This is a genomic window from Pseudomonas paracarnis (assembly GCF_904063055.1).
Classification (GTDB): domain Bacteria; phylum Pseudomonadota; class Gammaproteobacteria; order Pseudomonadales; family Pseudomonadaceae; genus Aquipseudomonas; species Aquipseudomonas paracarnis.
The window spans coordinates 147,020-172,087 of the sequence record NZ_CAJFCN010000009.1; the positions used below are offsets into that span (position 1 = coordinate 147,020).

General features: G+C 59.5%; 24 protein-coding genes. 12 read left to right on the top strand and 12 right to left on the bottom strand.

Annotation, left to right across the window (positions count from 1 at the left end):
* Positions 1–82: 82 nt before the first annotated feature.
* The 3 genes from JMV15_RS19800 to JMV15_RS19810 all read right to left on the bottom strand — a co-directional run bounded on the left by JMV15_RS19800 (position 83) and on the right by JMV15_RS19810 (position 1,475).
* Entirely contained in the window at positions 83–304 is a 222-nt protein-coding gene (locus JMV15_RS19800; RefSeq protein WP_003193872.1) for an FmdB family zinc ribbon protein, read from the bottom strand.
* A 162-nt stretch (positions 305–466) separates the two neighbouring features.
* Positions 467–820 (bottom strand): ribbon-helix-helix domain-containing protein, encoded by a 354-nt coding sequence (locus JMV15_RS19805; protein WP_038451345.1) that lies wholly within the window; start codon positions 818–820, stop codon positions 467–469.
* Positions 821–1,001: 181 nt separating this feature from the next.
* Positions 1,002–1,475 (bottom strand): Dps family protein, encoded by a 474-nt coding sequence (locus JMV15_RS19810; protein ID WP_003193874.1) that lies wholly within the window; start codon positions 1,473–1,475, stop codon positions 1,002–1,004.
* 427 nt (positions 1,476–1,902) lie between these two features.
* On the opposite strand from JMV15_RS19810, the gene JMV15_RS28640 reads away from it, so the two are divergent.
* Complete coding sequence (locus JMV15_RS28640) at positions 1,903–2,505, top strand: cold-shock protein (RefSeq protein WP_003193875.1); 603 nt, start codon at positions 1,903–1,905, stop codon at positions 2,503–2,505.
* Positions 2,506–2,578: 73 nt separating this feature from the next.
* Here JMV15_RS28640 and JMV15_RS19820 read toward each other — a convergent pair whose 3' ends face one another.
* Entirely contained in the window at positions 2,579–2,785 is a 207-nt protein-coding gene (locus JMV15_RS19820; protein WP_005790924.1) for a SlyX family protein, read from the bottom strand.
* A 3-nt stretch (positions 2,786–2,788) separates the two neighbouring features.
* On the bottom strand, positions 2,789–3,214 hold the full coding sequence (locus JMV15_RS19825; RefSeq protein ID WP_020302709.1) for an HIT domain-containing protein: 426 nt from the start codon (positions 3,212–3,214) through the stop codon (positions 2,789–2,791).
* Positions 3,215–3,954: 740 nt separating this feature from the next.
* On the opposite strand from JMV15_RS19825, the gene JMV15_RS19830 reads away from it, so the two are divergent.
* Positions 3,955–5,253, top strand: coding sequence for an OprD family porin (locus JMV15_RS19830; RefSeq protein ID WP_014719719.1), 1,299 nt, complete (start codon positions 3,955–3,957; stop codon positions 5,251–5,253).
* A 183-nt stretch (positions 5,254–5,436) separates the two neighbouring features.
* On the opposite strand, the gene JMV15_RS19835 is transcribed toward JMV15_RS19830, so the two are convergent.
* Together JMV15_RS19835 and JMV15_RS19840 are read right to left on the bottom strand one after the other, a co-directional pair.
* On the bottom strand, positions 5,437–6,279 hold the full coding sequence (locus JMV15_RS19835) for a mechanosensitive ion channel family protein (RefSeq protein WP_014719720.1): 843 nt from the start codon (positions 6,277–6,279) through the stop codon (positions 5,437–5,439).
* A 136-nt stretch (positions 6,280–6,415) separates the two neighbouring features.
* Entirely contained in the window at positions 6,416–6,901 is a 486-nt protein-coding gene (locus tag JMV15_RS19840; protein ID WP_003193880.1) for a YajQ family cyclic di-GMP-binding protein, read from the bottom strand.
* 123 nt (positions 6,902–7,024) lie between these two features.
* Here JMV15_RS19840 and JMV15_RS19845 point away from each other — a divergent pair, with 123 nt between their 5' ends.
* From JMV15_RS19845 to JMV15_RS19855, 3 genes are read left to right on the top strand one after another with little or no spacing between them, the layout of a single operon-like run.
* Positions 7,025–7,942: a putative 2-dehydropantoate 2-reductase gene (locus tag JMV15_RS19845; RefSeq protein ID WP_014719721.1), complete on the top strand. Its 918-nt coding sequence runs from the start codon at positions 7,025–7,027 to the stop codon at positions 7,940–7,942.
* A 46-nt stretch (positions 7,943–7,988) separates the two neighbouring features.
* Positions 7,989–10,025, top strand: coding sequence for a sensor histidine kinase (locus JMV15_RS19850; RefSeq protein ID WP_014719722.1), 2,037 nt, complete (start codon positions 7,989–7,991; stop codon positions 10,023–10,025).
* 2 nt (positions 10,026–10,027) lie between these two features.
* Entirely contained in the window at positions 10,028–10,606 is a 579-nt protein-coding gene (locus JMV15_RS19855) for a cob(I)yrinic acid a,c-diamide adenosyltransferase (RefSeq protein WP_014719723.1), read from the top strand.
* A gap of 140 nt (positions 10,607–10,746) precedes the next feature.
* Here the strand turns inward: JMV15_RS19855 and JMV15_RS19860 are convergent, their stop codons facing one another.
* The 3 genes from JMV15_RS19860 to secA form a co-directional block, all read right to left on the bottom strand.
* Complete coding sequence (locus tag JMV15_RS19860) at positions 10,747–11,691, bottom strand: Nudix family hydrolase (protein ID WP_014719724.1); 945 nt, start codon at positions 11,689–11,691, stop codon at positions 10,747–10,749.
* A gap of 19 nt (positions 11,692–11,710) precedes the next feature.
* Positions 11,711–12,928, bottom strand: coding sequence for a bifunctional glutamate N-acetyltransferase/amino-acid acetyltransferase ArgJ (argJ, locus tag JMV15_RS19865; protein WP_014719725.1), 1,218 nt, complete (start codon positions 12,926–12,928; stop codon positions 11,711–11,713).
* A gap of 124 nt (positions 12,929–13,052) precedes the next feature.
* Positions 13,053–15,788 carry a preprotein translocase subunit SecA gene (gene secA, locus JMV15_RS19870; RefSeq protein WP_014719726.1) on the bottom strand — a complete coding sequence of 912 codons (2,736 nt, stop codon included), beginning with the start codon at positions 15,786–15,788 and terminating at the stop codon, positions 13,053–13,055.
* 306 nt (positions 15,789–16,094) lie between these two features.
* Between secA and JMV15_RS19875 the strand changes: the two genes are divergently transcribed.
* A complete protein-coding gene (locus JMV15_RS19875) occupies positions 16,095–16,550 on the top strand; it encodes a DUF721 domain-containing protein (protein WP_019821244.1) in 456 nt (151 codons plus the stop codon).
* Between the two features lie 4 nt (positions 16,551–16,554).
* Here JMV15_RS19875 and JMV15_RS19880 read toward each other — a convergent pair whose 3' ends face one another.
* The gene (locus JMV15_RS19880; protein ID WP_014719728.1) at positions 16,555–18,033 is read right to left on the bottom strand and encodes a helicase HerA-like domain-containing protein; all 1,479 of its coding nucleotides are present in this window, start codon (positions 18,031–18,033) and stop codon (positions 16,555–16,557) included.
* A 205-nt stretch (positions 18,034–18,238) separates the two neighbouring features.
* Here JMV15_RS19880 and JMV15_RS28765 point away from each other — a divergent pair, with 205 nt between their 5' ends.
* The 5 genes from JMV15_RS28765 (at position 18,239) to JMV15_RS19900 (ending at position 23,319) form a co-directional block, all read left to right on the top strand.
* The gene (locus tag JMV15_RS28765) at positions 18,239–19,006 is read left to right on the top strand and encodes a cache domain-containing protein (RefSeq protein WP_408003997.1); all 768 of its coding nucleotides are present in this window, start codon (positions 18,239–18,241) and stop codon (positions 19,004–19,006) included.
* Between the two features lie 114 nt (positions 19,007–19,120).
* Positions 19,121–20,128 (top strand): methyl-accepting chemotaxis protein, encoded by a 1,008-nt coding sequence (locus JMV15_RS28770; protein ID WP_408003999.1) that lies wholly within the window; start codon positions 19,121–19,123, stop codon positions 20,126–20,128.
* Between the two features lie 227 nt (positions 20,129–20,355).
* Positions 20,356–21,477 carry a glycosyltransferase family 4 protein gene (locus tag JMV15_RS19890; RefSeq protein WP_014719730.1) on the top strand — a complete coding sequence of 374 codons (1,122 nt, stop codon included), beginning with the start codon at positions 20,356–20,358 and terminating at the stop codon, positions 21,475–21,477.
* A complete protein-coding gene (locus tag JMV15_RS19895) occupies positions 21,470–22,222 on the top strand; it encodes a DUF2334 domain-containing protein (RefSeq protein WP_014719731.1) in 753 nt (250 codons plus the stop codon). Before JMV15_RS19890 ends, JMV15_RS19895 begins: the two co-directional genes overlap by 8 nt.
* The gene (locus tag JMV15_RS19900) at positions 22,210–23,319 is read left to right on the top strand and encodes a lysylphosphatidylglycerol synthase transmembrane domain-containing protein (RefSeq protein WP_201491875.1); all 1,110 of its coding nucleotides are present in this window, start codon (positions 22,210–22,212) and stop codon (positions 23,317–23,319) included. Before JMV15_RS19895 ends, JMV15_RS19900 begins: the two co-directional genes overlap by 13 nt.
* Positions 23,320–23,442: 123 nt before the next feature.
* Here JMV15_RS19900 and purU read toward each other — a convergent pair whose 3' ends face one another.
* Positions 23,443–24,291, bottom strand: coding sequence for a formyltetrahydrofolate deformylase (gene purU, locus JMV15_RS19905; protein ID WP_019821236.1), 849 nt, complete (start codon positions 24,289–24,291; stop codon positions 23,443–23,445).
* Positions 24,292–24,641: 350 nt separating this feature from the next.
* Here purU and mvaT point away from each other — a divergent pair, with 350 nt between their 5' ends.
* The gene (gene mvaT / locus JMV15_RS19910) at positions 24,642–25,016 is read left to right on the top strand and encodes a histone-like nucleoid-structuring protein MvaT (protein WP_019821235.1); all 375 of its coding nucleotides are present in this window, start codon (positions 24,642–24,644) and stop codon (positions 25,014–25,016) included.
* The last annotated feature ends 52 nt before the right edge of the window (positions 25,017–25,068 follow it).

Below are 25,068 nucleotides of genomic sequence, written 5' to 3' on the forward strand. Positions count from 1 at the left end.
GAAATTCGGTGGCAGGCCCGCCTCGTCACCGTACATTAAAGCAGGGGACGGATAATGCAGGAGCCTGCGCGTAGAGTTCAACTCAGTCTGCTTTGTCGCCGCCCGCCAGGTTCTTCTTGGCGCCGGTCTTGAAATCGGTCTCGTACCAGCCGCTGCCGCTCAGGCGGAAGCCCGGCATGGACAACATCTTCTTCAACTCAGGTGCCTGGCAGGCAGGGCAATCGACCAGCGGCGCGGCGCTGATCTTCTGAATGGCTTCCAACTGATGACCACAGGAAGCGCATTGATAGTCGTACATGGGCATGGAGATGTCTCGGCGATCAGATCGTTACAGCGCCACGCCCTGCCCTGTGCTTAAAGCCCGGCATGCGCAGCAAAGCGCGGGATTATATCTGGTAAATCAACACAGCGCAGCCGGCTTTGTGCCCAGGGCCCGGCCCGCCGGGATGACGGACCGACCACCGCACTACTGCGCGAGCGTGTCCGCGGACGTGAGGGCGTCCCGGCCTTTGAGCACATGGACCACGCACACCACCCTCACCAGCCCACTGAAGTTCTTCACGCCTCCGTAACGCAAATGCACTTCCCGATCGACGTAGGACAACAACGCACTGACCGAACAGGTATTGAGCCTGGCGATTTCCGTCAGGATGTTCCAATAGATCTGTTCAAGCCGCAGGCAGGTAGAAAACCCATTGAGCCTGACGGACCGGGACAGTGGCTTGGCGAGCCCCATATCAAAACCCTTGGCAAAAGGGTCGACCTTTATCTTGTGAAAACCACAGGTTTCCATCACTCCCTTACTCACTCCACGTGACATACAGCTGACACTCCATTGCCAAACAACAGCCAACAGGTTTCTCCCATTGGACGATGGGCCTATAAAACAGCAGCCAGCACAGAGCAGCCAGAAGACGGGGAGTTGTTAGTCGTAGGACAACGCCAGGAAGCGCAGGGAAACCAGCAGGCGGCGCCCAAAAGGCGCCGCCAGGGTTCGACGATTACTGGTTTTCGAGCAGGGAGCGCAGCATCCACGCGGTTTTCTCGTGAACCTGCATACGCTGGGTCAAGAGGTCCGCCGTCGGCTCATCACTGACTTTGTCGAGCAATGGGAAGATGCCCCGCGCGGTACGCGTGACTGCTTCCTGGCCGGCGACCAACTGCTTGATCATCTCTTCGGCGCTCGGCACACCCTCTTCTTCCTTGATGGAAGACAGGCGGGCGTAAATCGAATAGGCACCCGGCGCCGGGAAGCCCAGGGCACGGATACGCTCAGCAATGGAGTCCACTGCCAGCGCCAGCTCGTTGTACTGCTCTTCGAACATCAGGTGCAGTGTACGAAACATGGGGCCTGTGACGTTCCAATGGAAATTGTGGGTCTTCAGATACAGAACATAGGTATCGGAGAGCAGGCGGGAAAGTCCGTCGACGATGGATTTACGGTCTTCTTCACTGATACCAATATCGATTGCCATGTGTTTCCCCTTCAATTGACGAGCATTCATTGATCAGGTGCAGCTCCACTCTAGCAAGAGAGTGCGCCACGTGCAGCCCGACACACTCGGACGGCATGCGGCAAATCGCCCCGCACCGCCTGCGAGATCTGAGTTGGCAAGCCTGTTTACCTGTAGGAAGGGTCTTGGCTGCCACTGAAAAAATCCCGCACCTGTCTAGGACAAGCGTTTGACGCAGAAATGCCGTGACCGTGGCAACACCCCGAAATGCTTGATTTGAGTAGGCACAGCCTTTGCTGTTAAATAGACGCGGTGTGGCTGCCGTTTATTCCTGCGGCACGTCACATAGGCTGATACCCGCGCACGTGCTCAACGCCTCCCATTGTTCAGAAGCGAACCGTGCCAGTCAGCTCTTCCTTGTGATCCGTCTTAACGTGAGTTAACCAAAATGTTGAAAATCGTCCACCTGCTAACGGGCGTTGCAGCGTTGCTGCTGTCCTTTATTCCGAGCCTGCAGCCTGAAAGCCTGCCCTACCTGGAACAACACGACGCCCTGTACCTGGCCTTGTTCGGCCTTCTTAACCTGACGCTCGCACCGGTAATCCCTTACTGGAACAAAGGCACGCGTCATCAACTGCAAAACCTGGTCAGTGCGCTGCTGGTGCTGACTGTTGTCGTACAAACCCTTACCCTCCTGGCGCCCATGCCTGAAGTCGGGGGCCATCCGGCCATCCTGCTCAGCCTGGTGATTGCTGTGGTCGCCATCGTTCTTCACCTGGCCATCAGCTTCTACCGCTCGTCTCCAGCGGCCGCGTCGCAAAACTATGACATGACCAACCGGGATACCGGGACCGTCAAGTGGTTCAACACCTCCAAGGGCTTCGGCTTCATTTCCCGCGATTCGGGCGACGATATCTTCGTCCACTTCCGAGCCATTCGTGGCGAAGGCCATCGCGTCCTGGTCGAAGGCCAGCGCGTGGAGTTCTCGGTGATGAACCGTGACAAGGGCCTGCAAGCCGAAGACGTCATCGCTGCCCTGCCGCGTCGCTGATTCCCCAGCTTTCGCAGCAAAAAAAACCGCGATCCAGCCTTGGCTGGGTCGCGGTTTTTTATTGCGTGCGCAGTCAATAGTGGGGCGGCGGCGCTTCTTCTTCGGATGACTCGAATTGCCCGCCCATTTCTTCCTGGCGCTTGAGCAGTGCAGTCATCTGCAATTGCAGGCGTTCGACGGCCCGCTGCTGGGTGACCAGAATGTCATTGAGGGTTTCAATGGTGTCGTCCTGGAAGGCCAGGCGGCTTTCCAGGTCGGTGACGCGTTCTTGCAGGTCCATGGTTCAGTCCTGGGTAAAGATGAAGTCGGCAGGCAATAGCTCACGCAATCGGCTGCGAATCGCGGCCACCTGCTCTTCGGTATAGGGCTGGGCCGGGTGCTTGCCCCACACGGGGGCTGGCCAGGCGGCGTCGTCGCGCTTGCGCACAATCACATGCACATGCAACTGGCTGACCACGTTACCCAACGCGCCGATGTTCATTTTGTCGGCCGCCAAGCCCTCGTTGAGCAACTGCGCCAAGGCTGTCGTTTCTTGCCACAAGGTTTGTTGATCGGCGACATCCAGTTGAAACACTTCGCTGATACCGTCGATGCGTGGCACCAGAATGAACCAGGGGTAATTGGCGTCATTGGACAGCAGCAGGCGACAGAGCGGGAAGTCCCCAATGGCCAAGGTATCTTGTTGCAGGCGTTGATCTAAGGCGAACACGTGGCACTCCGTTCGGCAGGTCGGTAACAGGTGCCCAGCATACCTTCGAATGCCCAAGGCTTCACGGGCAATGCTGGCGGCCTTGAGGCAGCCGGGCAAAAAAATGCACCCTTTAGAGGCAGTAACTCAAGAGAGCAACGCTAGGCCGGGCCTCAACGGGATGCACCAAAATGACCCACCTGTGCCTCAAAGGGATCCGCCGATTACCCACTGATAAGGGTCAACCGGTAACGTTTTACCCAGGTACAGCATTCAGGTACCACCGAACCGGGGTAACACCCTGGCGTCAAGCCCAACCCAAATGGCGTAAACCCCCCGTGCTTATGCGGTTTTTACAGGTTCATCACACTTTTCACGAAAAAATGACATTCGGTCAGCGGTTTGAGCACGCTTGTTGCATTCACCTCCATATCGTCGGCAACGGCACCCGTCTGGACACAGGTGTTTCGCGATAAAAACAGTGGCGTTTCAATGTGTATCAGGGAAGTGTTCAAACTTTGAACGAAGTCTGAAAACAGCATTGAAGTTGTCAGCCTGGATACATTTTGGGCTGTGAATTTGCGACATGGATCTAGCGATTTACGACAGCCTCGTAAAGAAGCTGAAAGGATAGTTGAGTAAGTATCGTCAATAGGGTCTGCGTGAGCTAACTTTGCGCCGACACAAAAAGAAAGAGCCGCCCAGATAAAAATACAGGTGGGACGGCAGTACTCTTCCTAAAACCAAAGGAGCAAATCACGATGCGCGTGATGAAGTGGAGCATGATCGCCCTGGCTGTTTCAGCAGGCACCTCGCAGTTCGCAATGGCGTCCGCCCAGGACGATTCCAAGGGCTTTGTTGAAGACAGCACGTTCAGCATCAATACTCGCGCGCTGTACTTCAGCCGTGACTTTCGAAATGAGCCAGGGGGCGGTTACAGCACCGTCAACGGCAAGCGTAAAAGCCGTGCTGAAGAAACCGGCCTGGGCTTCAATGCCCTCTACGAATCTGGCTTCACCCAGGGCACCATTGGTGTCGGTGTCGACGTGATCGGCCTGATGGGCGTCAAGCTCGACAGCGGCAAGGGCCGCGCCGGCACCGGCCTGTTCCCAACCGGTTCCGATGGTCGCTCGCAAGACGACTACTCCAAAGGCGGCGGCGCGGTGAAGTTCCGCATCTCCAACACAGTGCTGAAAATCGGTGACCAATACACCACAGCCCCAGTGTTTGCCTCCGACGACAGCCGCCTGCTGCCAGAGCTGCCGCAAGGTATCTCCATCACCAGCAACGAAATCAAGGGCCTGAAGCTTGAAGGCGGTCACTTCACTTCCAGCGTCGCGCAGAACCAGACCTACCACGACAGCCTGGGCCTGACCAAAACCGACTTTGTCGGCGGTGTGTATGCCTTCACTCCAGAAGTCACCGGCAGCCTGTACTACGCGAAAACCGAAGATTACTTCCGCAAGTACTACAGCAACCTGAACTGGACCCACGCCCTGAGCGATGATCAGTCGTTCGCCCTGGACTTCAACATCTACGACACCAAGAGCGACGGCGCCGGCCTGCAACGCGCAGAGAAAGATGGCGTGACCAAGCTCGACAACCGCGCCTTCAGCTTGCAGGGTGCGTACACCATCGGTGCTCACACCTTCACCCTGGCAGCCCAGAAAGTCACCGGTGACGGCGACTACGGTTACGGCGTAGACGGCGGCGGCACTGTGTTCCTGGCCAACTCCATCGCCCGTTCCGACTTCAACGCCGAAGGCGAAAAGTCCTACCAGGCGCGTTATGACATCAACATGGCGACCTTTGGCATTCCGGGCCTGAGCTTCATGACCCGTTACGTCACCGGTAGCGGCGCCAACACCGGCACCACCTCGAACGGCAAAGAGTGGGAACGCGACATCGAAGCCAAGTACGTGATCCAGAGCGGCCCGGCGAAAAACCTGAGCCTGCGCCTGCGTCAAGCGACTTACCGTTCCGGTGATGGCGTGTACTACGGTTCGCCGTCGATCGACGAGCTGCGTCTGATCGCCAACTACCCGCTGAACATCTTGTAATTGCCGGTTCAATTACAACGATGACTTGAGGCCTCGGCCTTAAACAAAAAGCCGCTCCTCTGTTTAAACAGGGAGCGGCTTTTTTATTGCAGTTTTACTTCAACCAACAAAACAACTAGCAAGCTAAGTAACTAGTTTTTTCAAAGCTGACCTTTCGGCCAACTTCGATAGCATCGCGCCAAGTTACTTCGGCGCACTTTCCTGCATCACCCGAATAACCCGTTGCGGAAACGGAATATCAATCCCGGCCGCTTTCAAACGGTCACGCGCCAGTTCATTGAGCATAAACATCACGTCCCAATAATCCGGAGTGTTGGTCCAGCAACGCAGGGAGACGGTGATGGAACTGTCGCCCAAGGTCGACACCACCGCCACGGCGGCAGGGTCCTTCAGTACACGCGGGTCTTCGGCCAGAGCCAGCAATACTTCACGGGCCTTTTGCAGGTCCGCCTCATAGTCCACACCCACGTCAAACACGACCTTGCGGGTCGGCTGGCGGTTGGTGTTGGTGATAAGGCCGTTGGACAGGCTGCCGTTGGGAATGATCACCGTCTTGTTGTCGCCGGTACGCAGCACCGTGTGGAAGATCTGGATGCTGTCGACGGTACCCGAGGTACCCTGGGCTTCGATCCAGTCACCGATACGGAACGGGCGGAACAACAGAATCAACACGCCGCCGGCAAAGTTCGCCAGGCTGCCTTGCAAGGCCAGGCCGATAGCCAGGGTAGCGGCACCGATCGCCGCAACGAACGAGGTGGTTGCCACACCGATCATCGAGGCCACGTTGACCACCAGCATGACTTTGAGCGCGATGTTCGCAAGGCTGGTGATGAAGTGTTGCAGTGCCAAGTCTGCGTTACGCATGGCCAGCAGACGGCCCACGCGGTGAGTCAAGACGTTGATCAGCCACCAGCCGATGGCCAGGGTGACCAACGCCAGCAATACGCGGCTGCCGTATTCCATGATCATGGGGAGCCAAGACTGGGAGGTCTTGATCAGGTGATCCATTTCAGCGTTCAAATCCATCTACTTTCTCCTGTTGTGCGGCGATAAGGCTGTATTGACTGCCTGAAAACGCAATTGAGCCCCGAAGGGCTCAATGGTAGGCACTGCTGCTGGGGCGTGGGACGTCAAAAGTGCCCACAGGTTCCCCAAAGTGCCATCAGTCGCGGAAGTTATTGAACTGCAGCGGCATGTCGAAAGTCTTGGCGCGCAGAGCTGCGATAGCCTCTTGCAGGTCATCACGCTTCTTGCCGGTGACGCGAACCTGCTCGCCCTGGATGGCGGCCTGGACTTTGAGCTTGGCGTCCTTGATATGCGCCACGATCTTCTTGGCCAGCTCTTTGTCGATGCCTTCCTTGAGCACGGCTTCCTGCTTCATCAGCTTGCCGGAGGCGTAGGCATCTTTGACTTCCAGACATTGCACGTCGATCTTGCGCTTGACCAGGGCCAGCTTGAGGATCTCGATCATCGCTTCCAGCTGGAAATCGGCTTCAGCGGTCAGGTTGACGGTCAGTTCCTTTTCCTTGAATTCGAAGCTGCCCTTGCCTTTCAAGTCATAGCGACGGTCCAGTTCCTTGACGGCGTTCTCGACGGCGTTGGTGACTTCGTGTTTGTCCAGTTCAGATACCACGTCGAACGAAGGCATGTGATTTCTCCAATATAAGGGGCGGGCTCAGTAGAGATGGAGCGCGCCCGAGCTAAAATGCCGGGGCATTATAGCGGTTCTTTCGCGCCGTTCACCGCTGGCGACCTTATGGAGTACACACTGATGTCGACCCCCTGGCATATTCTTGGCGCTGGCAGCCTGGGCACCCTCTGGGCCACGCGGCTGGCACGCGCGGGGGTGCCCGTCAGGCTGATCCTGCGTAACCAGGCGCGCCTGGCCAGCTATCGCGCAGGCAAAGGGCTGACCCTGGTGGAGCACGGCGTGGAACAGACTTATCCGGTCATCGGCGAAACGCCTGATAGCTCGGAGCCGATTCGGCGTCTGCTGGTAGCGTGCAAAGCCTACGACGCTCAAAGCGCCATCGCACAGTTGCAGCATCGACTGGCGCCGGACGCCGAATTGATCCTGCTGCAAAACGGCCTCGGCAGCCAGGACGCCGTGGCTGCGCAATGGCCGTCGGCGCGCTGCATCTTTGCCTCCAGCACCGAGGGCGCATTTCGCGATGGCGATTGGCGGGTGGTATTTGCCGGCCATGGCTACACCTGGCTGGGGGACGCGAGCCATCCCACCCCGCCGCTGTGGCTGGATGATTTGCAAGCGGCAGGCATCCCCCATGAATGGGCCACCGATATCCTGACGCGCCTGTGGCGCAAGCTCGCGCTCAATTGCGCCATCAACCCACTGACCGTGTTGTACCACTGCCGCAACGGCGGTTTGAGCGCCCACCACTGCGAGGTCGCCACGCTCTGCGCCGAACTGGCCGAACTGCTGGAGCGCTGTGGCCAGCCTGCGGCTGCACAGGACTTGCACAGTGAAGTCGAGCGGGTGATCCAGGCCACCGCCGCCAACTATTCCTCCATGTACCAGGACGTCGCCAACGCCCGACGCACCGAGATCAGTTACCTGCTGGGCTACGCTTGCCAGGCCGCGGCCCGCCATCAGTTGGCAGCGCCGCACCTGCAACAGGTACACACGCGGTTGGTGGCGCATCTGCTTGCACGCGGATTGGCCAGCGACTGAGGCACGCGCTACCCTGCCTACCTGTCTATCACCTGGGAAAACTCTGATGCCACTGCGCCAGCGTCTTGAAAATCTACCAGTAGGACAAAAACTGCTGGCGGCCCTGCTGGTGCTTCTCACCACCGTATTGCTGGTGGCCAACCTGACGTTTATCAGCGCCGCCTACTGGATCTCCCAGGAAAGCATGGCCCCCCAGGCCTTGCAGGCTATTGGTCGACTGGTGTCCAACCCCTCGCTCGCCGCCGAGGCGCTTGAGTCCCCGACCAAGGCCGAGGCGCTGCTCAATGAATTGACCAGCTATTCACCGTTGCGCGCCGCCGCGCTGTACGACGGCGAAGGCAACCGCCTGGCGCAGATGCAGCACGGCGACCGCCTGCACCTGCCGGACCACTACCGGCATATCGAAGCGTGGCGCCTCACCGAATTTCGCAGCAACCAGATCATCACCCTGCCCCGTGGCACTCAGCCTTCGGGGCATTTGTTGCTGGTGGCCAGCAGTGAGCTGCCGGTGGCGTTCTATACCGGCACGCTGACCGCGAGCCTGGGCATCCTGATTTTCAGTGTGTTGCTGTGGCTGGTCATCGCCCGGCAAATAAAACGCCTGATCACACGACCGATTCATGAACTTGAAGAACTGTCCCGCCAGGTGACCCGCGAGGAGAACTACGCTTTACGCGCCGGGCGTGGCAACCGTGATGAAATCGGCAGCCTGGCCGAAGCGTTCAACACCATGTTGTCGCGCATCGAAGCTCGCGAGCAGCAGCTCAAACGCGCGCGCGACGACTCTCAGGCCGCGTATGACCAGGCCCAGGGTTTGGCCGAAGAAACCCGGCATACCAACCGCAAGCTGGAACTGGAAGTCCAGGTACGCAGCAAGATCGAGAAAAAGCTCACGGGCTTCCAGAACTACCTGAACAGCATCATTGACTCGATGCCCTCGGCGCTGATCGCCCTGGACGAACAACTCTATGTCACCCAGTGGAACCAGGAAGCTACCGCCCTCTCCGGTACGCGTCTGGACGAAGCCCTGAACCAGCCGGTGTTCCTGGCCTTCCAGCCGCTCAAGCCGTACCTGCCACAGATCAAGGCCACCGTGGAGCAGCACACAGTGGAGCGGATAGAACGGGTCACCTGGATCAAGGACGACGAGCCCAAGCATTATGCGCTGACGTTCTACCCGTTGATGGGCGGCGCCGGGCGCGGTGTGGTGATCCGAATCGACGACATCACCCAGCGCCTCTCCCTGGAAGAAATGATGGTGCAATCGGAAAAAATGCTCTCCGTGGGCGGCCTGGCCGCAGGTATGGCCCATGAGATCAACAACCCGTTGGGCGCGATCCTGCATAACGTGCAGAACATTCGGCGGCGCCTGTCCCCCGAGCTGCCCAAGAACCTTGAACTTGCCGAACAGGTGGGCATCGAGCTGGAGACGGTCAACCGATACCTGCAAGGCCGCGAAGTCCCGCAACTGCTCGACGGCATTCAGCAGGCCGGGGCGCGTGCCGCGAAAATCGTTACCCACATGCTCAGCTTCAGCCGCCGCAGCAATCGCCAGATGGCGCCCTGCGATTTGCCGGCGCTGATCGACCAGGCCGTGGAAATCGCCGGTAACGACTTTGACCTGACCATCGGTTTCGATTTCAAGGGCCAGGCGATCATCCGCCAGTTCGATCCGCAACTGGGCCCGGTGCCCGGCACCGCCAACGAGCTGGAGCAAGTGCTGCTCAATTTGCTGAAAAACGCTGCCCAGGCCATTCACCTGCGCGAGGACGACAGCGAGCCGGGGCGCATCATCCTGCGCACCCGCCTCAACCCGCCGTGGGCGGAAATCCAGGTGGAAGACAACGGCATCGGCATGAGCGAAAACGTGCGCAAACGCACGTTCGAACCGTTCTTTACCACCAAGGAAATCGGCCAAGGTACCGGGCTTGGGCTGTCAGTGTCGTATTTCATCATCACCAACAACCACAAGGGCCAGATGGAAGTGCATTCCACCCTGGGCCAGGGCACCTGCTTTACCTTGCGCCTGCCTTTGGCCGGCAGCCAATTGCCCCCCACTGAACTTACCCAACTGGAGCACTGACCATGGGCTTTCGCCTGTCGAAGATCTACACCCGTACCGGCGACAAAGGCGAGACCGGCCTCGGCGACGGCCGCCGCGTGCCCAAGGACCATCCACGCGTGGAAGCGATTGGCGAGGTGGATACGCTGAACAGCCAACTCGGCCTGCTGTTGGCTAACCTTGAAGAACAAAGCGGCAAGCATCCGGGGTTGAAGGATGTGATTGAAGTGCTCACGCCTTGCCAGCACCGTCTGTTTGACTTGGGCGGTGAGCTGGCCATGCCTGTGTACAAGGCGTTGAATGCGGCGGAAGTGGATCGGCTGGAGGCTGCGATTGATCGCTGGAACGAGGAAGTCGGGCCGCTGGAGAATTTCATCCTGCCTGGCGGTTCAGCGTTGATCGCTCAAGCCCATGTGTGCCGCAGCCTGGCGCGCAGCGCCGAACGCCGTTGTCAGCACCTGAATGCGGTGGAACCGTTGGAGGGTGTGGGGTTGGCGTACATCAATCGGTTGTCGGATTTGCTGTTTGTGGCGGCCAGGGTGATTGCCAAACGCCAAGGTGTTGCGGAAGTGTTGTGGCAGGCGGCGGCCAAGCCACACTGAGCAGATCGTTCCCACGCTTTGCGTGGGAATGCATCAACGGACGCTCCGCGTCCCAAAGCGTGACGCAGAGCGTCGCAGGAGGCATTCCCACGCAGAGCGTGGGAACGATCAGCACGATCAGCAGAGCGTGGGAACGCTCATCACACCTGCGGCCAGAACGCCCGAATACCTGCCACACCTTGCGCACCAGCCTCCCAAGCTTGCTCCCGCTGCGCCGGCCCAACCCCGCCCAACAGAAACACCGGCTTGCTGAACCCGGCGATCAACTCAGCCGCCTGTTCCCAACCCAACGGCTGCGCATCCGGATGGGTCTGAGTCGGCTGCACCGGCGACAGCGTGACAAAATCCACGTCCATCAACTCTGCCAGCGCCAGTTCTTCCGCGTTGTGGCAAGACGCCGCCAACCAGCGGTCTTTGGGCAGCGGCCGGCCCTTGCTTGCGTATTTGCGCAACTGCGCCGAGGTCATATGCCACCCCGCAGCAGGGAAATCCCCCAGCCACTCGAACGGCCCCTTGAGCATCAGTTGCGCCTTGCCAGCACACAGGCCCACCGCATCCACCGCCAGGTCACGGTATTTGGGGTCATAGCCGTTGGGCGCACGCAGTTGAACCAGCTTGATGCCACCGGCAATAGCCTTCTGGATACCGCGCAACAGCGTCGGGGTCTCCAGCTCGCCAGGGGTGATCAAGTACTCGGCGGGCAAGCGTGCCGCGGCGACAATCGGCGCATTCGCCGCCGGGAATTCATAGTTGACCAGGTCCCGCGGTGCCACCCACGCCAACGGCTGCCCTTCAGCGCCATGGGGCTCGCCGGTAAAAGCCGAGACTTCCCAGACATCCAGCAATACCTGCTTGTCCGGATAGTCATGTTGCACCTTGATCAGCGGCCGCGCCGTGGTGACCTGGATGCCCAGCTCTTCCTGCAATTCACGGGACAAGGCCGTGGCAACCGACTCATCAGCCTCCACCTTGCCGCCGGGAAATTCCCAGAGGCCGCCTTGATGCTGAGTATCGGCACGGCGCGCCAGCAGGATCCTGCCATCGACACCGCGGATCACCGCTGCTGCTACATGTACTCGTTTCACCGCCAGTTTCCTCTTGGTATCAGGTACGGTATTCCGCGTTGATCTTCACGTACTCGTGGGACAGGTCGGTGGTCCAGATGGTTTCGCTGCAGTCACCACGACCCAGTTCGATACGGATGGTGATTTCTTCCTGCTGCATCACCGCCGAGCCCTGGGCTTCGGTGTAGGTTTCGGCGCGGGCGCCACGGCTGGCGATGCACACGTCACCCAGGAACACGTCGATTTTGCTCACGTCCAGGTCCGGCACGCCGGCACGGCCGACAGCCGCGAGGATACGGCCCCAGTTCGGGTCCGAAGCAAACAGCGCGGTCTTGATCAGCGGCGAGTGCGCCACGGTGTAGCCCACATCCAGGCATTCCTGATGGTTGCCGCCGCCGTTGACTTCAACCGTGACGAACTTGGTCGCGCCCTCGCCGTCACGCACGATGGCCTGGGCCACGTCCATGCACACTTCGAACACCGCCTGTTTCAACGCCGCAAACAACGGGCCTTCGGTGGAGGTGATTTCCGGCAGGTTGGCCTGGCCGGTGGCGATCAGCATGCAGCAGTCGTTGGTGGAGGTGTCACCGTCGATGGTGATGCGATTGAACGACTTGTTGGCGCCGTCCAGCATCAGGCGTTGCAGCACATCACGGGAAACTTTGGCGTCGGTGGCGATATAGCCGAGCATGGTGGCCATGTTCGGGCGGATCATGCCTGCGCCTTTGCTGATACCGGTGACGGTGATGGTCACGCCCTCATACACGAACTGGCGGCTCGCGCCTTTGGGCAAGGTGTCGGTGGTCATGATGCCAGTGGCCGCAGCCGCCCAGTTATCCACAGACAGATCATCGAGCGCGGCTTGCAGGGCGCCTTCGATTTTTTCCACCGGCAGCGGCTCACCGATCACACCGGTGGAGTACGGCAACACCTGGCTGGCATCGACGCCGGTCAACTGGGCCAGCTTGGCGCAGGTGCGCGCCGCCGCCACCAGGCCGGGCTCGCCGGTGCCCGCGTTGGCGTTGCCGGTATTGGTCAGCAGGTAGCGAATCGACCCGGCCACGCGCTGCTTGGCCAGAATCACCGGCGCGGCGCAAAAGGCGTTGAGGGTGAACACGCCCGCTACGGTCGAGCCTTCAGCACAGCGCATCACCACCACATCCTTGCGCCCCGGGCGCTTGATGCCGGCCGAAGCGATACCAAGTTCAAAACCGGCAACCGGGTGCAACGTGGGCAAAGGACCAAGACCAACAGCCATGAATGCGCTCCTTAAAAATAGGTGATGTCTGTGCCGTCGCTATCGACGGTGGGAATTAATGGCAAAACGCCGCGACGGCAAAGGCCGGTCGCGGCGCGGGGTGTTGCAGCGTCAGGCGAAAATCTTATTCGATCTGGCCGTGGCAGTGTTTGAATTTCTTGCCCGAACCGCAGTAGCACAGCTCGTTGCGGCCCAGCTTCTGGTCATTGCGAACCGGGGTCTGGGCCAGGGCCACATCGACCTCTTCACCCAATGCTTCAGGCTCATCCAGGCCCGGCGCTTCGTCGTGCTGGAACTGCATGCGCGCCGCCAGTGCTTCGGCTTCCTGACGCAGGCGTGCTTCTTCCTCGATCGGGTCTTCGCGACGCACTTGAACGTGGGACAGCACGCGGATCGAATCGCGCTTGATCGAATCCAGCAATTCGGAGAACAGCGTGAACGACTCGCGCTTGTACTCCTGCTTCGGGTTCTTCTGGGCGTAGCCACGCAGGTGGATACCGTGACGCAGGTGGTCCATGGTCGACAGGTGGTCTTTCCACAGGTCATCCAGCACGCGCAATACGATCTGTTTTTCGAAGGTGCGCAGTGCTTCGGCACTCGCTTGCTCTTCTTTCTCGTTGTACGCCGCCAGCAGCTCGGCCATCAGTTTTTCGCGCAGGGTTTCTTCGTACAGGTGATCGTCTTCGTCCAGCCATTGCTGAACCGGCAAGTCCACACCGAAGTCGCTCTTCAATGCCGCTTCCAGGCCGGCAACATCCCACTGCTCAGGCAGGGACTGTGGCGGGATGTGGGCGCTGACAGTGGCGTTGAGCACGTCCTGACGGAAATCAGCGATGGTCTCGCCAATGTTGTCGGCGGCCAGCAACGTGTTACGCATGTGATAAATCACTTTACGCTGTTCGTTGTTGACGTCGTCGAACTCAAGCAGTTGCTTACGAATGTCGAAGTTACGGCCTTCTACTTTGCGCTGGGCCTTCTCGATGGCGTTGGTCACCATGCGGTGCTCGATCGCCTCACCGGACTGCATGCCCAGGGCTTTCATGAAGTTCTTCACCCGGTCCGACGCGAAGATACGCATCAGGCTGTCTTCCAGCGACAGGTAGAAACGGCTGGAACCGGCGTCACCCTGGCGACCGGCACGGCCACGCAGCTGGTTGTCGATACGGCGCGATTCGTGACGCTCGGACGCGATCACCTGCAAGCCACCGGATTCCAGCACAGCCTGGTGACGCTTCTGCCAGTCGGCCTTGATCTGGGCGATCTGCTCAGGCGTCGGGTTGTCGAGCGAGGCCACTTCCACTTCCCAGTTGCCGCCCAGCAGGATGTCGGTACCACGACCGGCCATGTTGGTGGCGATGGTCAATGCGCCTGGGCGACCGGCCTGGGCGATGATCTCGGCTTCTTTTTCGTGGAACTTGGCGTTCAGTACCTTGTGCTCGATACCTTCCTTGTTGAGCAGGTTGGACACGTGCTCGGAGGTCTCGATGGTGGCGGTACCCACCAGGATCGGACGGCCCTTGGCCATGCCATCCTTGATGTCATTGATGATCGCCGCGTATTTCTCTTCGGCGGTCAGGAACACCAGGTCGTTGTAGTCTTTACGCGCCAACGGCTTGTTCGGCGGGATGACCATCACGGCCAGGTTGTAGATCTGGTGGAATTCGAACGCTTCGGTGTCGGCCGTACCGGTCATGCCGGACAGCTTGTTGTACAGACGGAAGTAGTTCTGGAAAGTGGTGGACGCCAACGTCTGGCTTTCGGCTTGGATGTTGAGGTGTTCCTTGGCTTCGATGGCCTGGTGCAGGCCTTCGGACAGACGACGACCGGGCATGGTACGACCGGTGTGCTCGTCAACCAGCACGACCTGGCCGTCCTGCACGATGTACTCGACGTTGCGGTGGAACAGCTTGTGGGCGCGCAGGCCAGCGTACACGTGGGTCAACAGGCCCAGGTTGTGCGCCGAGTACAGGCTTTCACCTTCGGCCAATTCGCCGATCTGGGTCAGCATCTCTTCGACAAACTGGTGACCGGCTTCGTTGAGTTCGACCTGGCGGGTCTTCTCGTCGATGGTGAAGTGACCTTCTTTGGTCACCACGCCTTCCACTTCCTCGATGTGCTGCTCAAGACGCGGGATCAACTTGTTGATCTCGGTGTACAGGCGCGAGCTGTCTTCGGCCTGGCCGGAGATGATCAGCGGGGTACGGGCTTCGTCGATGAGGATGGAGTCGACTTCGTCGATCACGGCAAAGTTGAGTTCACGCTGGAATTTTTCATCCATGCTGAACGCCATGTTGTCGCGCAGGTAGTCGAAACCGAATTCGTTGTTGGTACCGTAGGTGATGTCGCAGGCGTACGCGGCGCGCTTCTCTTCCGGCGGCTGGAACGGCGTTACCACGCCGACGGTCAGGCCGAGGAATTCATACAGCGGGCGCATCCAGTTGGCGTCCCGGCGAGCCAGGTAGTCGTTCACCGTCACAACGTGCACGCCCTTGCCGGACAGTGCGTTGAGGTAAACGCCCAGGGTTGCCACCAGGGTCTTGCCTTCACCGGTGCGCATTTCGGCAATCATGCCTTCATGCAAGGTCATGCCGCCGATCAACTGGACGTCGAAGTGGCGCATGCCCATGACGCGCTTACCGGCTTCACGGGCGACCGCAAAGGCTTCGGGCAGCAGCTTGTCGAGGGTTTCACCTTTGGCTATGCGGGCCTTGAACTCTTGGGTCTTGGCGCGCAATTGCTCGTCCGACAGAGCAACCATCTGCTCTTCGAAGGCATTGACCAGCTGCACCGTCTTGAGCATGCGTTTGACTTCGCGCTCATTCTTGCTTCCAAAAAGTTTCTTTAACAAAGGCGCAAACATATCGGCAGGTTCTTCCACACATAGGGATGGAGGGCGCACCGTGAGTGGCCCGAGCAGCCCTCACGGCCGCATTGCGAACGCGCATTCTACCCGGAATCGTGGGTGAGGAAAGTGGCGTTGTTCCCCGAGGCAGGCACGGCGCTGTGAGAGGGCCTGTTTAAAATAAGGGCTTTTGCGCGAACTTCAACCCATGGAGCGCAGAAGTTACTTATTGATTTCATGGGCAAAGCCCAGCCGAGGCACGGCCGCGGGGTGTACCGGCGCTTTCTGTTAAGATAACCGCTCTGTTACCTAAGGTGTCTAAACATGGCATTTCGCCCTCTTACAGCCCGCGCGCCCGGCGTGTTGCTTCGCGAAGCCAAGCCGTTGAAAGCCATCTTTGGCCATGCCAAACGCCTGGGCCATTTGCAACGCCTGCTGGAAAGCCAGCTGCAACCTGCCGCACGTGAGCACTGTCATGTGGCGTCCTGGCGAGAAGGCAATCTGCTATTAATTGTCACCGATGGTCATTGGGCCACGCGCTTGCGTTATCAGCAAAAACGCTTGCAGCGCCAGTTGATGGCGTTTGAAGAATTCGCCGGCTTGACGCGCATTCAGTTCAAGGTACAGCCACCCACCGTGCCGCAAGGCGCAGTGGGGCATACCCTGGACCTGTCGGAAACGGCCGCCGAAACCCTTCAGGCCACCGCCGAAGGGATCAACGACCCGGGCTTGCGCGCCGCCCTGGAACGGCTGGCCGCCCATGCCCGGCCCAAAGCCTGAAACGTTATTTGCGTTTGCTGCCGCCCAATAACGAACCCAGCAGACCACGCACCAACTGGCGCCCCATCTGATTGGCGGCCTGCTGCATGGCTGACTTCAACGCCTTGCCCGCCGTGGTCCCCAGGAAGGCACCGGCCCTGTCGGTAAAGCTCGGCTCTTCGGCGGCCGGAGCAGCCTGCTCGGCAGGCCCAAGCTCCTTGCGGGCCATCAGCACTTCATAGGCAGACTCACGATCCACCGGCTTGTCATAGCGCCCCAACAGCGGCGAGCTGGCAACCAACGCTTTACGTTCGGCTTCGGTGAGCGGCCCGATCCGCGATTGCGGAGGAGCAACCAGTACGCGCTGGACGACTTCCGGCGTGCCCTTTTCCTGCAAGGTTCCCACCAAGGCCTCACCAGTGCCCAACTCTGTAAGCACCGACAAGGTATCGAATGTCGGGTTGGGACGAAAACCGTCCGCCACCGCTCGCAGGGACTTCTGTTCTTTGGCAGTGAACGCGCGCAAACCGTGCTGGATGCGCAGGCCCAGTTGCGCCAGCACCGTATCCGGCAAGTCGCCCGGCGATTGGGTGACGAAATACACGCCGACGCCTTTGGAACGGATCAGGCGCACTACCTGCTCCAGGCGCTCCTGCAAGGCTTTTGGCGTATCGGCGAACAACAAGTGCGCCTCGTCGAAAAACAACGCCAGCAACGGTTTGTCGGCATCGCCGCGTTCCGGCAATTGTTCGAACAACTCTGCCAGCAGCCACAACAGGAAGGTCGCGTAGACCTTCGGCGCTTCATGCACCAAGCGGCTGGCGTCCAGCAGGTGGATGCGCCCACGCCCATCACTGGCGGGCTGCAAAATATCCTCCAATTGCAGGGCCGGCTCGCCAAACAGGGCTTCGGCGCCCTGCTGCTCCAGCACTGCCAGACGCCGCAACAAGGCCTGGCTGGAACCGGTGGTCATCAAGGCGGCGTCTTCGCCCAGTAGCTCCGGGTGATAGCGCAGGTGATTGAGCAGTGCCTTGAGGTCCTTGAGGTCCAGCAGCAACAGGCCTTCGCGGTCGGCCACTTTGAACGCCGCATAGAGCGCCGATTGCTGGCTGTCGGTGAGCTCCAACAGGCTGCCGAGCAAGAGCGGGCCCATTTCACTGATGGTGGTGCGCAACGGATGACCGGATTGGCCGTGGATATCCCACAGGGTGACCGGGTACGCCTGGGCCGTGTAATTAAGGAAGGGCATACCGGCGATGCGCTCGGCCACTTTGCCCTGGGGGTTGGCGGCGGCGCCCAGGCCGCAGAGGTCGCCTTTGATGTCGGCAGCGAACACCGCCACACCCGCATCACTGAAGGCTTCCGCCAGGCGCTGCAAGGTGACGGTCTTGCCGGTGCCCGTGGCGCCAGCGATCAACCCATGACGGTTGGCCAGGCGCATGGACTGGGCGATGGGCAGGCCGTCAAGGCCAGCACCGATAAGCAGTTGTGTGGAGTCAGGCATTTCGTCACCTATGGTTAATCTTTAGTGCCGCGAGGTCGATATAGACGGATGTAAGCCCGACAAAGACTAAAAAACGGTCAGATAATTCCGATATGGACCAACGGAGCTATCACCAGAAATACCACACCTTTTTTGACGCTGCCATTTTGCGCCTCCCGCATAGGATGCGCCTCGGATATTAAGACCTTAGCGGACCCTTCAAGCCATGAACAAAAATCTGCGCTTCAGCCACAAGATCCTGCTTGCAGCCTCCCTTATCGTCATCGCCGCTTTCGCGTTGTTTACCCTCTACAACGACTACCTGCAGCGCAACGCGATTCGTGACGACCTCAATAACTACCTGCATGAGATGGGCGACGTCACCGCCAGCAACATCCAGACTTGGCTCACCGGGCGTATCGCCCTGGTGGAAAACGCCGCACAGAACATCGCCATCAACCCTGAACAAAGCGTGGTCGCCAGCCTGCTGGAACAGAAAGCGCTGACCTCGTCATTCATGGCCACCTACGTCGGTGACAGCCAGGGCACCTTCACCATTCGTCCTGACACCAAGATGCCCGACGGCTTCGATCCGCGTGTTCGCCCCTGGTACAAGGGCGCCCAGGCCAGCAACGGTTCAACCCTGACCGAACCCTATATCGACGCGGCGACCGGGCAACTGATCATTTCTGTCGCCACGCCCAGCGCCAAGGGTGGCCAGAGCATCGGCGTAGTCGGCGGCGACCTGAGCCTGCAGACCCTGGTGGACAACATCGGCGCGCTGGATTTTGGCGGCATGGGTTATGCGTTCCTGGTCAGCGCCGACGGCAAAGTGCTGGTGCACCCGGATAAAGCCCTGGTGATGAAGACCCTGGCGGACGTTTATCCAAAAGACACGCCGAAGATCAGCGGCGATTTCAGCGAAGTGCAAGCCAACGGCAAGACCAATATCGTGACGTTTACACCGATCAAGGGCCTGCCCTCGGTAAACTAGTACCTGGGCGTTTCGGTGGATAAAGACAAGTCTTTCGCCATGCTCAGTGAGTTTCGCACCTCGGCGGTGATCGCAACGATCATCGCGGTGGTGATCATCATCGCCCTGCTCGGCATGCTCATCCGCGTCTTGCTGCAACCTTTGCACCTGATGACCCGAGCCATGCAGGACATTGCCGACGGTGAAGGCGACCTGACCCGCCGCCTGACCATCCAGAACAATGATGAATTCGGCACCCTGGGCAATGCTTTCAACCGCTTCGTCGAGCGCATTCATACCTCGATTCGCGAAGTGTCTTCAGCCACCGAGCACGTCAATGAAGTGGCCCTGCGGGTGGTCAGCGCCTCCAACTCGTCGATGGTCAACTCCGACGAACAGGCCAACCGCACTAACAGCGTCGCCGCCGCCATCAACCAACTGGGGGCCGCGGCCCAGGAGATCGCACGCAACGCCGCCCAAGCCTCAAGTCAGGCCAGCGATACCAGGCACTTGGCCGAAGACGGCCAGCAGGTGGTTGAACGCAATATCAAGGCGATGACGCAGTTATCCAGCATGATCAGCACCTCAAGCACCAATATCGAAGCACTTAACAGCAAAACGGTGAATATCGGCCAGATTCTTGAGGTGATCACCAGCATTTCCCAGCAAACCAATCTGCTGGCGCTCAATGCGGCGATCGAAGCGGCGCGCGCCGGGGAAGCCGGGCGTGGCTTTGCGGTCGTGGCCGATGAAGTGCGCAACCTCGCTCATCGCACTCAGGAGTCGGCGCAACAGGTGCAGACGATGATCGAAGAGCTACAGGTGGGCGCCCGGGACTCGGTGACTACCATGAGCGAAAGCCAACGCCACAGCCTGGACAGCGTGGAAATCGCCAACCTGGCCGGCGAGCGCCTGAACAGCGTGACCCAGCGCATTGGCGAGATCGACGGTATGAACCAGTCGGTCGCCACCGCCACTGAAGAACAGACCTCGGTGGTGGAGTCGATCAATATGGACATCACCGAGATCAACACCCTCAACCAGGAAGGGGTGGAAAACCTGCAATCGACCTTGCGCGCCTGCTCGGACCTGGAACAACAGGCCTCGCGTTTGAAGCAATTGGTGGGCAGCTTCCGGATCTGAGGGGCAATACCGACCATTACAGCGAACGCAATGCGATCCAATGTGGGAGCGGGCTTGCTCGCGAAAGCAGTCTATCAGTTGAAGATGTACTGACTGATTCACCGCTTTCGCGAGCAAGCCCGCTCCCACAGGGGACCTGCGTTTAACAGACCGGCATAACACACCAATCCCAATCGAACATCTATCCTTACCTCAGGTCCATCTAGGGAGAGCAATGGATCGGAGGGATGTTCATCGTGCATATCGCTGACATAACCATGTTCTACGCCCCGGCCAGCGGTGGCGTACGCACTTACCTTGACGCCAAGCACCGGCGTCTGGCGCTCAAGCCGGGCATTCGCCACAGCCTGTTGATACCCGGTGCACACTTGAGCGAGCAGGACGGCATCTTCAAAGTACCGGCGCCCGCCCTGCCCTTCGGCAAAGGCTATCGCTTCCCCCTTCGTTTGGCGCCTTGGCGAAATGTCCTGCACGATTTACAGCCTGACCTGATCGAAGTTGGCGACCCTTACCTGACCGCCTGGGCCGCACTGGATGCCCGACGCCAATTGGATGTGCCGGTCATCGGCTTTTACCACTCCGACCTGCCACTGCTGGTGAGCAATCGCATGGGGCCTTGGTTTACCCCCAATGTTGAAGCCTATGTGCGCAAACTCTATGGGAATTTCGACCGAGTGCTCGCCCCCAGCCAGGTAATGGCCGACAAGCTCACCGGGCTTGGCGTCAGAAATGTCTTCGTGCAACCCCTGGGTGTAGACCTGCAAACCTTCACCCCTGAGGTACGTGACCCCGGCCTGCGCGCCGAACTGGGGATTGGCGAAGACACTCGACTACTGATCTTCGCCGGGCGCGGCTCCAAGGAGAAAAACCTGCCGGTGCTGCTCAACTGCATGAAACGCCTGGGGGAAGGCTACCACTTGCTGTTGGTGGGCTCCGGCATGCCGGCCAGCGTGCCAGACAATGTCACCGTGATTGACGGATTCCGGCCCGCCCAACATGTCGCTCGGCTGATGGCCAGCGCCGACGCCTTACTGCATGGTGGCGACCAGGAGACCTTCGGCCTGGTGATCCTGGAAGCCATGGCCTGCGGTATTCCAGTGGTCGCCGTGGCGGCCGGGGCCTTTACCGAGATTATCGACGAGCGTTGTGGCGTGCTGTGTGCGCCAAACAACCCCAAGGCCATGGCCGATGCGGTGCGCGAGTTGTTCAGTACCGACAGCCGACGCCTGGGTGCTCAGGCTCGGCGCCATGTCGAGCAGCATTATGCGTGGGACACAGTAGTCGACAGCCTGCTGGGGCATTACTGCGCCGTGCTGGGCAGCCATGAACCGATGCTCGCCCATGGCTGAGCGCGCGCTGATGCTGGTACTGCACGACGTGGCACCGCACACCTGGGCCGACTACCGGCCCTTCGTCGAGGCCGTCGATGCACTGGGCGACGTGCCCATCACTTGGCTGGTGGTGCCGGACTTCCATCACCATGACGACCTGGCCGCCCACCGCGATTTTCGGCGCCTGCTCGATAGCCGTGTCGCCAAGGGCGATGAACTCACCTTGCATGGTTATTACCATTGCGACGACCAACCTCGGCCGCGTACGCCAAAAGAATGGTTTATGCGACGCATCTATACCCACGAAGGCGAGTTTTACCAGCTGTCCGAAGCCGAGGCGTTGCGGCGGTTGACCGCCGGCATTGAGGTATTCCAGCGCAATGGCTGGCCGCTGCATGGCTTTGTTGCGCCAGCCTGGTTGATGAGCGATGGCACCCGGCAGGCATTGCGCCAGTTGCCGCTGAGCTACACCAGCGACCCACAACATTTTTATCGCCTACCGGACTTCACGCCTATCAACGCCCCTGGCCTGGTGTGGAGCGCCCGCAGTGCATGGCGCCGGGGATTGTCCAAAATCCTCACTGATCGCCGTGAACAGCGATGGCAGGCCGCCCCGCTGATCCGACTGGGTTTGCATCCGGTGGACATGCGCCACAGGTTTTCCCGCGATTATTGGCTAGACACCCTGCAACGCCTGCTCAACGCGGGGCGCGTCCCCCAAACCAAGGCCGCCTGGCTGGCGACGCAGCCATGGGCCGACTGATCTGGTTAGTGTTGGCGCTCTTGGTGGCGCTGGTGATTCCATTGTGGCTGGGCGGCGGCGAAAGCATTGCGCGCCTGCGCCAGTTTCCGTTGCCCCAGTTACTGGGGATGTTCGCCATGATCATCGGCTGCTGGCTGATCAACAGCCTGCGCATCCGCCTGTTGCTTGGCGAGCATCGCGGCCAGTTAGGGCCGCTCAAAAGCCTTGGCGTGGTGATATCCACTGAATTCGCCATGTGTGCAACTCCCGGCGGCAGCGGCGGGCCGTTGACCCTGATGGCCCTGCTGGCGCGCAATGGTATCCGCCCCGCCCATGGCAGCGCGGTGTTCGCCATGGACCAATTGAGCGACCTGATGTTTTTTCTCTGCGCACTGGTGGGGATCTTGCTGTATGCGCTGTTCCATAGCCTCAGCCCGCGTCTGGAGTGGTTGCTGGGGCTTAGCGCCGTGTCGATGGTGGGTGGGGTAATCAGTGGCTGGGCCGTGGTGCATGTTCACCGGCGGCTGATTCGCCTGGCGGGTTTGGCACTCAAGGCCATGAAGGTCGGCGCTACCAGCCGCCGACGCTGGGCACGCCGGTTGCTGCGTTTTCTTGCGGCGTTCAGCGCCACCCTGAAACTACCCCGGAGCACCTTGCTTGGGGTCTTTGCGCTGACCAGCCTGCATTGGCTGCTGCGTTACAGCGTGCTGTACCTGGCGCTGCGCGGGTTGGGGGGCGAGGTACAGTGGGCCTGGAGCTTTCTGATCCAGATGTTATCCTTGACTGCGGGGCAGTTCAGCCTGGCGCCAGGCGGGGCCGGCGCTGCGGAATTGACGTCAGCGGCACTGCTGGCGCCCATGGTGGGCACATCCACAGCGGCTGCGGCAATTCTGATCTGGCGCGCGGTGACCTACTACTTCTATTTGCTGGCCGGTGCGCCAGTGTTTCTATTGATGGTCGGCAAACCGCTGCTCAAGCGTCTTTTTCAGGGGCGGCAGGCGGCTGGTCCTGCGCCTGTGTCTGCTCCCATAAACGCGCCGCGCCTGGAAAATCAGTACCATCCTCGGCATCCAGCGCGTCCGGGTCGTAACGGCTCAAACAGCCCTCGCCCAAGGTAGCAGGCGCCCGTGAGGTGGCTTTATCCAGAGGGTCGCTCATGTGAATCTCCTGAAACAGAAATAAAAAAGGGCCTGGAGAGTTTTACCTCCAGGCCCCGGTGTCTTTCAATCAAAATCGCTGGGTCAGAAGACCACGGTCTTGTTGCCGTGCACCAACACGCGATCTTCCAAGTGATAGCGCAAGCCACGGGCCAGCACCATCTTCTCGACGTCACGGCCGAAGCGCACCATGTCTTCAATGCTGTCGCTGTGGCTGACGCGCACCACGTCCTGCTCGATGATCGGGCCGGCGTCCAGCTCTTCGGTCACGTAGTGGCAGGTTGCACCAATCAGCTTCACGCCACGCAGGGAAGCCTGGTGATACGGCTTGGCACCGACAAAGGACGGCAAGAAGCTGTGGTGGATGTTGATCACCTTGCCAGCGTATTCGCGGCACAGTTCCGGTGGCAGGATTTGCATGTAGCGCGCCAGCACCACTACATCTGCATCATGCTGCTTGACCAGACGCGACACCTCGGCAAATGCCGGTTCCTTGTCCTGTGGGTTGACCGGCACATGGTAATAAGGGATGCCATGCCATTCGACCATGCTGCGCAGGTCATCGTGGTTGGAGATCACGCAAGCAATCTCGCAATCGAGTTCGTCGCTGTGCCAGCGGTGCAGCAGGTCTGCCAGGCAGTGGGATTCGCGGCTGGCCATCAGCACCACGCGTTTCTTCTGCTCTGTATCGGTGATGTGCCAGGTCATCGAAAACTCTTCGGCAATCGGCGCAAACGCCTCGCGGAATGCTTCCAGGCCAAAGGGCAGCGTATCGGCACGGATTTCGTGACGCATGAAAAACCAACCACTGAGATCGTCCGAGTGATGGCTCGCCTCGGTGATCCAGCCATTATGGGAAGCCAGAAAGTTACTGACCTTGGCAACGATGCCAACCCGGTCCGGGCAAGCAATCACCAGCCGAAAAGTGCGCATTAGGGGGAAACTCCAGAACTTCACAAAGGCCGCTATTCTAGCGATTACGCAGAAAAACTGCAGTATTCCCTTGCACCTTATCTTGAGGCATGGCCGTGGCCCCCCCCTTAATCGTGTAAGGTTTTACCACCGCTATATGACGGTACAACGGCATGCTGAGGTCAGTAGCAAAAAATTAACGCGATTATCTTTGCGCTTAACGCTGACTAATTAACTCATCGGCCAGGTTTTCTCACACACATTCAATGTCATTCACCTGAATAACGTCTTAAATGTTTACTTGATGAAATTGCCTGACTATTATTAGGCCACTCACCCTGTCATTCAGCGTTCTACATAAGGTAGTCCACATGTCACTGATCAACGAATACCGCGCCACCGAAGAAGCTATCAAAGAGCTGCAAGCCCGTTTGAAGAACCTGTCCGAAGACGACAAGCTGAAAACCGAGCTGGAATTCGAAGGCAAATTGCGCACCCTGATGGGTGAATACTCCAAATCCCTGCGTGACATCATCGCGCTGCTGGATCCAGAGTCGAAAGTTAAAGCACCGCGCGGCGCTGTGAAAACTACCGGCACCAAGCGTGCTCGCAAGGTCAAGCAATACAAAAACCCACACAACGGCGAAGTGATTGAAACCAAAGGTGGCAACCACAAAACTCTGAAAGAGTGGAAAGCCAAGTGGGGCGGTGACGTAGTTGAAGGTTGGGCAACCCTGCTGGGCTAAGCCCGGTCGGACGTTCACCCGATACGTCACACATGAAAAACGCCAGCTTGCT

Coding starts and splice junctions, on each gene's coding strand:
- JMV15_RS19875 (WP_019821244.1), top strand. CDS start 16,095: ATGGCATTTCGCCCTCTTACAGCCCGCGCGCCCGGCGTGTTGCTTCGC.
- JMV15_RS28765 (WP_408003997.1), top strand. CDS start 18,239: ATGAACAAAAATCTGCGCTTCAGCCACAAGATCCTGCTTGCAGCCTCC.
- JMV15_RS19855 (WP_014719723.1), top strand. CDS start 10,028: ATGGGCTTTCGCCTGTCGAAGATCTACACCCGTACCGGCGACAAAGGC.
- JMV15_RS19850 (WP_014719722.1), top strand. CDS start 7,989: ATGCCACTGCGCCAGCGTCTTGAAAATCTACCAGTAGGACAAAAACTG.
- JMV15_RS19800 (WP_003193872.1), bottom strand. CDS start 304: ATGCCCATGTACGACTATCAATGCGCTTCCTGTGGTCATCAGTTGGAA.
- JMV15_RS19845 (WP_014719721.1), top strand. CDS start 7,025: ATGTCGACCCCCTGGCATATTCTTGGCGCTGGCAGCCTGGGCACCCTC.
- JMV15_RS19835 (WP_014719720.1), bottom strand. CDS start 6,279: ATGGATTTGAACGCTGAAATGGATCACCTGATCAAGACCTCCCAGTCT.
- argJ (WP_014719725.1), bottom strand. CDS start 12,928: ATGGCTGTTGGTCTTGGTCCTTTGCCCACGTTGCACCCGGTTGCCGGT.
- secA (WP_014719726.1), bottom strand. CDS start 15,788: ATGTTTGCGCCTTTGTTAAAGAAACTTTTTGGAAGCAAGAATGAGCGC.
- JMV15_RS19900 (WP_201491875.1), top strand. CDS start 22,210: ATGGGCCGACTGATCTGGTTAGTGTTGGCGCTCTTGGTGGCGCTGGTG.
- JMV15_RS19890 (WP_014719730.1), top strand. CDS start 20,356: ATGTTCATCGTGCATATCGCTGACATAACCATGTTCTACGCCCCGGCC.
- JMV15_RS19840 (WP_003193880.1), bottom strand. CDS start 6,901: ATGCCTTCGTTCGACGTGGTATCTGAACTGGACAAACACGAAGTCACC.
- JMV15_RS19880 (WP_014719728.1), bottom strand. CDS start 18,033: ATGCCTGACTCCACACAACTGCTTATCGGTGCTGGCCTTGACGGCCTG.
- JMV15_RS19830 (WP_014719719.1), top strand. CDS start 3,955: ATGCGCGTGATGAAGTGGAGCATGATCGCCCTGGCTGTTTCAGCAGGC.
- purU (WP_019821236.1), bottom strand. CDS start 24,291: ATGCGCACTTTTCGGCTGGTGATTGCTTGCCCGGACCGGGTTGGCATC.
- mvaT (WP_019821235.1), top strand. CDS start 24,642: ATGTCACTGATCAACGAATACCGCGCCACCGAAGAAGCTATCAAAGAG.
- JMV15_RS28770 (WP_408003999.1), top strand. CDS start 19,121: ATGCTCATCCGCGTCTTGCTGCAACCTTTGCACCTGATGACCCGAGCC.
- JMV15_RS28640 (WP_003193875.1), top strand. CDS start 1,903: ATGTTGAAAATCGTCCACCTGCTAACGGGCGTTGCAGCGTTGCTGCTG.
- JMV15_RS19895 (WP_014719731.1), top strand. CDS start 21,470: ATGGCTGAGCGCGCGCTGATGCTGGTACTGCACGACGTGGCACCGCAC.
- JMV15_RS19805 (WP_038451345.1), bottom strand. CDS start 820: ATGTCACGTGGAGTGAGTAAGGGAGTGATGGAAACCTGTGGTTTTCAC.
- JMV15_RS19820 (WP_005790924.1), bottom strand. CDS start 2,785: ATGGACCTGCAAGAACGCGTCACCGACCTGGAAAGCCGCCTGGCCTTC.
- JMV15_RS19810 (WP_003193874.1), bottom strand. CDS start 1,475: ATGGCAATCGATATTGGTATCAGTGAAGAAGACCGTAAATCCATCGTC.